Source organism: Nonomuraea sp. NPDC050733 (assembly GCF_040654215.1).
Lineage (GTDB): Bacteria > Actinomycetota > Actinomycetes > Streptosporangiales > Streptosporangiaceae > Nonomuraea.
Genome location: NZ_JBFAHO010000085.1, coordinates 1 through 4384, shown reverse-complemented (window position 1 = coordinate 4384; position 4384 = coordinate 1). Strand labels below are relative to the sequence as shown.

At 70.0% G+C, this 4384-nt stretch carries 6 protein-coding genes; 1 reads left to right on the top strand and 5 read right to left on the bottom strand.

Going from position 1 to position 4384, the window contains the following annotated elements:
* Positions 1-328 precede the first annotated feature (328 nt).
* The 3 genes from AB0H64_RS44860 to AB0H64_RS44850 form a co-directional block, all read right to left on the bottom strand.
* Positions 329-754 (bottom strand): hypothetical protein, encoded by a 426-nt coding sequence (locus tag AB0H64_RS44860; protein ID WP_357638064.1) that lies wholly within the window; start codon positions 752-754, stop codon positions 329-331.
* Between the two features lie 350 nt (positions 755-1104).
* The gene (locus AB0H64_RS44855; protein WP_357638061.1) at positions 1105-1488 is read right to left on the bottom strand and encodes a DUF3224 domain-containing protein; all 384 of its coding nucleotides are present in this window, start codon (positions 1486-1488) and stop codon (positions 1105-1107) included.
* Positions 1489-1506: 18 nt separating this feature from the next.
* Positions 1507-2466 carry a zinc-binding alcohol dehydrogenase family protein gene (locus AB0H64_RS44850; protein ID WP_357638059.1) on the bottom strand — a complete coding sequence of 320 codons (960 nt, stop codon included), beginning with the start codon at positions 2464-2466 and terminating at the stop codon, positions 1507-1509.
* A gap of 337 nt (positions 2467-2803) precedes the next feature.
* On the opposite strand from AB0H64_RS44850, the gene AB0H64_RS44845 reads away from it, so the two are divergent.
* Positions 2804-3436 (top strand): TetR/AcrR family transcriptional regulator C-terminal domain-containing protein, encoded by a 633-nt coding sequence (locus AB0H64_RS44845; RefSeq protein WP_357638057.1) that lies wholly within the window; start codon positions 2804-2806, stop codon positions 3434-3436.
* A gap of 122 nt (positions 3437-3558) precedes the next feature.
* On the opposite strand, the gene AB0H64_RS44840 is transcribed toward AB0H64_RS44845, so the two are convergent.
* Together AB0H64_RS44840 and AB0H64_RS44835 are read right to left on the bottom strand one after the other, a co-directional pair.
* Positions 3559-3831, bottom strand: a complete 273-nt coding sequence (locus AB0H64_RS44840) for a TetR/AcrR family transcriptional regulator C-terminal domain-containing protein (RefSeq protein WP_357638054.1) — start codon at positions 3829-3831, stop codon at positions 3559-3561.
* On the bottom strand, positions 3825-3983 hold the full coding sequence (locus AB0H64_RS44835; RefSeq protein WP_357638052.1) for a hypothetical protein: 159 nt from the start codon (positions 3981-3983) through the stop codon (positions 3825-3827). The genes AB0H64_RS44840 and AB0H64_RS44835 overlap by 7 nt, the downstream gene beginning before the upstream one ends.
* Positions 3984-4384: the final 401 nt, after the last annotated feature.

Here is a 4384-nt window from a genome sequence, read left to right as displayed (position 1 = left end):
GGGGGAAGTACGCACCTGACCAGACACACGATCAGTATGACCATCGAGTTCTCAGAACACCCAGTATTCGCCCGAACCCGCACGAGCCTGCGACTTAAGGCACACTCAGGCGCTGGAGCGCCTTCCCGCTCGGCATTCCCCCGCTCCCTAAAGGGAGCGGTCCCCTGCCTTCGACCTGATGGAATCGGCGTGCGCGTGGTCTCGTCGACCGATCGCAAGGTGGCGCTGCGCCTGTTCCCGGTCCGCTGACGCCAAGGCGCACGCGCCCTCACCGGACGGCTGGACATCTTCGGGCAATCCCCCAGCCGTCCGGGTAGAACTCGGCTGGTCAGCCGCAGTGCACGCTGTCCAGGTGCCGGAGGTACTGGGTGTCGCCCTTGTAAATGACTCCCTGGACGGCGATGCACTTGCCGGGCGCGGAGACGTACACCGGGCCCGCGTAGTACTCGAAGGAGCCGCTGTTGTCGTCCGCCCAGGGCATGCCGGGGCCGGCGAGACCGATGAAGACGGCCTTGGTGTTCTTCACGCCGTAGGTGCTGCCGTAGCCGACGGCCAGGGCGCAGTTCTTGCCGGTGCTGGAGCTGTAGTAGACCTCCAGGGTGCCCACCCTGGTCCCCGTCTTCGGGATGGCGTACGAACCGACCTTGGTGTAGCTGGAGCCGCACACGCTGGCTGCGGCCTCAGCCGGGGTCGCCAGCGTGGTGACGGCCAGGGCCATGCCGGCCAGGGCTGCGAGCTTGCTGCGGAAACGCATGAGGAGTCCTTCCCCGATAACGCCGCGCCGGGCACCCTGCCCGGCGGACAGCCCGTGATCTTACTGACAAGAAGGACAACTCGCGCCACTTGGGCGGTAGTTCAGCCGGCCGGAGGCGGCCGTGGCGGGACCCGGCCATCGCCCGCCTGGCCCAGGCCGACGAGGACACCCCACCGTCCACGATGTGACCTCGCCCTGGTGAGGGGCCGAGCTCTACGACTGAACGGGTACGGACCGGCAGCGTGGGGAAGACTCGGGGAGTTGCCGCTGGAGGGCGCGGAACCCCGCGGGCTCGCCGTCGGCCCGGACCGAGCGATCCGGGTCGCGATGGGGACCGGCGCTCTGACGCGTCACAGCGTGTAGACGAGCGTGAGCACCTGGAACTCGAACTCCATCGCCTGGCCGGAGATCCCCGCCAGCTCGCCGGTCCCGGAATTGGGGATGATGTTCCCGTAGCTGGACTGGTCAGGCCCGTCGGCCAAGCCGCCGTGCTGGATGACGAAGGTGCCGTGCCGGCCGTCCAGCGTGCCCTCGATCCTTTCGGAGGCCACGTAGCCGCCACCCGCCGCACCCTGCGCGGTGAGCACCTCGGCGACCCCTGTGCCGTCGATCGCGCCCTGGTAGCGCTTGTGGATCGTGACCCGCGTCAGCTTCGGGCCCTCGGCGGGCTCTTCGTACGCGGACTCGTCGAACTTCACGATCTCGAATCCAGCCTTGATGGTGCGTTCCGTCATGGGGCCGAGGGTAGCCGGTCATGGCATCACGACGAGTCGCCTGCCTTTGAGGTCGGTTCGCTGCCAGGCGGTCTCGATGTCGCTCAGCGGGACCTTCTCCACGTCGAAGGTGAGCTCGCCGGACCGCGTCCACGTCACGATCTGCTGGTACACCCCGTCCATGGTCTGCGGGTCGAGGCCCTTGGCCGCGCCGTAGATCTCCACGCCGGAGGTGCGCAGGCTCGACCCGGCGATGGCGACCTCGGTGCCGGCCGACTCCCCGATCTGGACCACCCGGGTCGGCTTGCCGAACGCGAACGACCGCGGCACCAGCGCGCGCAGCAGGATCTCGCTGGGCCTGCCCCACAGGTAGTCCACGACGACGTCGTAGCCGTCCCCTCTGGCGTCGAGGTACGCCTGCGTCAGCGCCTCGTCGGAGACCGCGGTGTCGATCACCGTGTCGGCCCCGATGGCCTGCACCTCGCGCAACTGGTCGTCGTCGCGGCCGGTGGCCACGATCCGGCCGGCGCCCAGCAGCCGGGCCACCTTGACCGCGAGCCGCCCGGCGACCCCCGTGGCGCCCTGCACCAGCACCGTCTCCCCGGGAACGAACCCCGCGGCCGTCTTCATCGACATCGCGGTGACGGCCGAGGCCATCACCGCTACCACGGCCGGGTCGATGCCGTCGGGGATCGGCAGGTAGGAGCCCTGGGGCACCACGGCCTTCTCGGCGAGCGCGCCGTAGGGCAGGCGGATGTTGCCGAACCCGACGAGCGTGCCGTCCGGGAGGGCGCCGATGCCGTCGAAGGCAGGGATCGCCGGAAACCGGCCGATGTACTTCTCGCTGGCGTAGTGCGTGCCGGCCGCGATCGCCTTGTCGACGTTCTCGACGGCGACCGCCTTGACGTCGATGATCGCCTCACCGTCGCCGGCCACCGGATCGGGGAAGTCCTCATAGCGCGGGATGCCGCCGATCTCGTGGAGCACCGCTGCCTTCATCCCAGCTCCTGACCGAACAGGCGGGCGATCCGCTCTGCCACGCCGTCAGGACGCGAGGCGGACGGGCCGGGGAGTGGTTGAGCCCGTGGTGGTGCGAACGGTGGTGCGAACGGTGGTGCGTGAGCGAGTGCCGCCGCCCATGGCCGTGGTGGTCCTGGCCCTGGTGCCCGGTCGGCCGCTCGGTGTGCGCGGGAACCCCCGGAATGCGGTGGGTCGCCCGGTGCAGCAGGTCGCGGAGCGCGTGCCGGTGTCTCATCATTGCCTCCTCCGATGCCTACATCTCTATCACTGATAGAGAACTCTACCACTGATAGAGTGCGGAAGGGAGGTGCCGGAATTGGCTCTGGACAAGCAGCGGATCGTCACCGAGGCCGTCGCGCTACTGGACGCCGAGGGTCTCGACGGCGTGACCACGCGCAAACTGGCCGCCCGGCTCGGCGTACAGTCGCCGACCCTTTACTGGCACATCCCGAACAAGGCGGCGCTGGTCACCGCGATCGCCGAGGCGATCCTGGAGCAGCAGTTCCCCGAGCTGGCGGCGCCCGCGCCGGAGGAGTGCTGGCAGGACTGGCTGATCGGCCTGGCCGAGCGGCTGCGCCGCGCGTTGCTGGCCCACCCGGACGGAGCCCGGATCATCTCGGCCTCCCAGCTGTCCCTCAAGATGGCCGCCATCTCCGAACTGGCGATGAGCACACTGGTCGGGCGGGGCATACCCTTGCGGCAGGCTCGCCTGGTCGTGTTGACGGTGTTGCGCTTCACCGTCGGCTACGTGCTGGAGGAGCAGGCCGGCCGCCCCGACGCGGACGCCCTGGACGGCTTCGACATGGCCGCGTACGCCGCGGCGTACCCCACCGTGATGGCCGGCGTGACAGAGTACTTCCAGCCTGGCCGCACCGTCGACGATCTGTTCCGCGATTGTCTGGAACAGATCATCCATGGTCCTGCGGCGCAGTCCGGCCCCACGTCCTGACCGGTCAGCCCTCGCACGAGCACCCCGAGTCGCCCAACACGACAAGCTGACATCGTCGCTGTCTCACAGGCCCTCACCTACGAAACAGCGGCCCGGCGTCCGGCCGTCCAGCGCCTTCCTGGTCAACGAGGACAGAGCGATGGGAGGAGCGCGGCGACGGCGTCGAGGATGCGATCGAGTCCATGCCGGAAGCGCTCCTCGGGGGTGAGGTGGGCGGTGCGGGAGTCGAGAACCGATCGGTTGAACAGGGGGAAGGCGCCTGATTCGACGACCTGGCGGACGTACGGTCCCATGTGGTCCCGCTTCCAGCGCTCGGGGTCCAGGCCGGTGCGGCGGGCCTCCTCCAGCCAGCCGATCTCGCGGCGGATCGCGCTGTGCACGTAGTCGTTCAGCATGCCCACGAAGCCGGTCGCTCGGAGCGGGTGAACCACCATTCCTGCGCCCGGACCAGCGGCTCGTACGCCTCGGCGAGGAAGCCCGGGTCGGGGTCGGCCTGGTGGATCTTCCACACGGCCCAGGCGGTGAGCGGCGGCTTGGTGACCGGCACGGCCTCGCGGACGGGCGGCCCGCCGAGTGCTGGGCCAGCCGGGCCAGGTCGGAGCGGGGCAGGTCGGTGGTCTCGGCCAGCACCCCGTGGTCCTGGACCACGTCGGGGATCAGCCCGTCGGGGCGCTGGTGGTCGAGCAGGATGCGGATCTGCTCCCTGGCCGGGCCCGGATCGGCGTGCCGCAGGGCGATGGCGTGGAGGTAGGAGTCCCAGTTCCACAGGCCGACGTAGCCGTACTTGGAGGGGACCAGCGACTCCCGGCCCTGGATCGGCACGAGGTTGACCGCGAGCGTCCACCACGCCTGTTCGGCGCGGTCCCGCAGGCCGGAGGGGACGGCGGGCATGCGGGCGAACCAGTCGCGCCAGCGCGCGGCGGCCCGCCGCCCGGCCGTCGGGCGGCG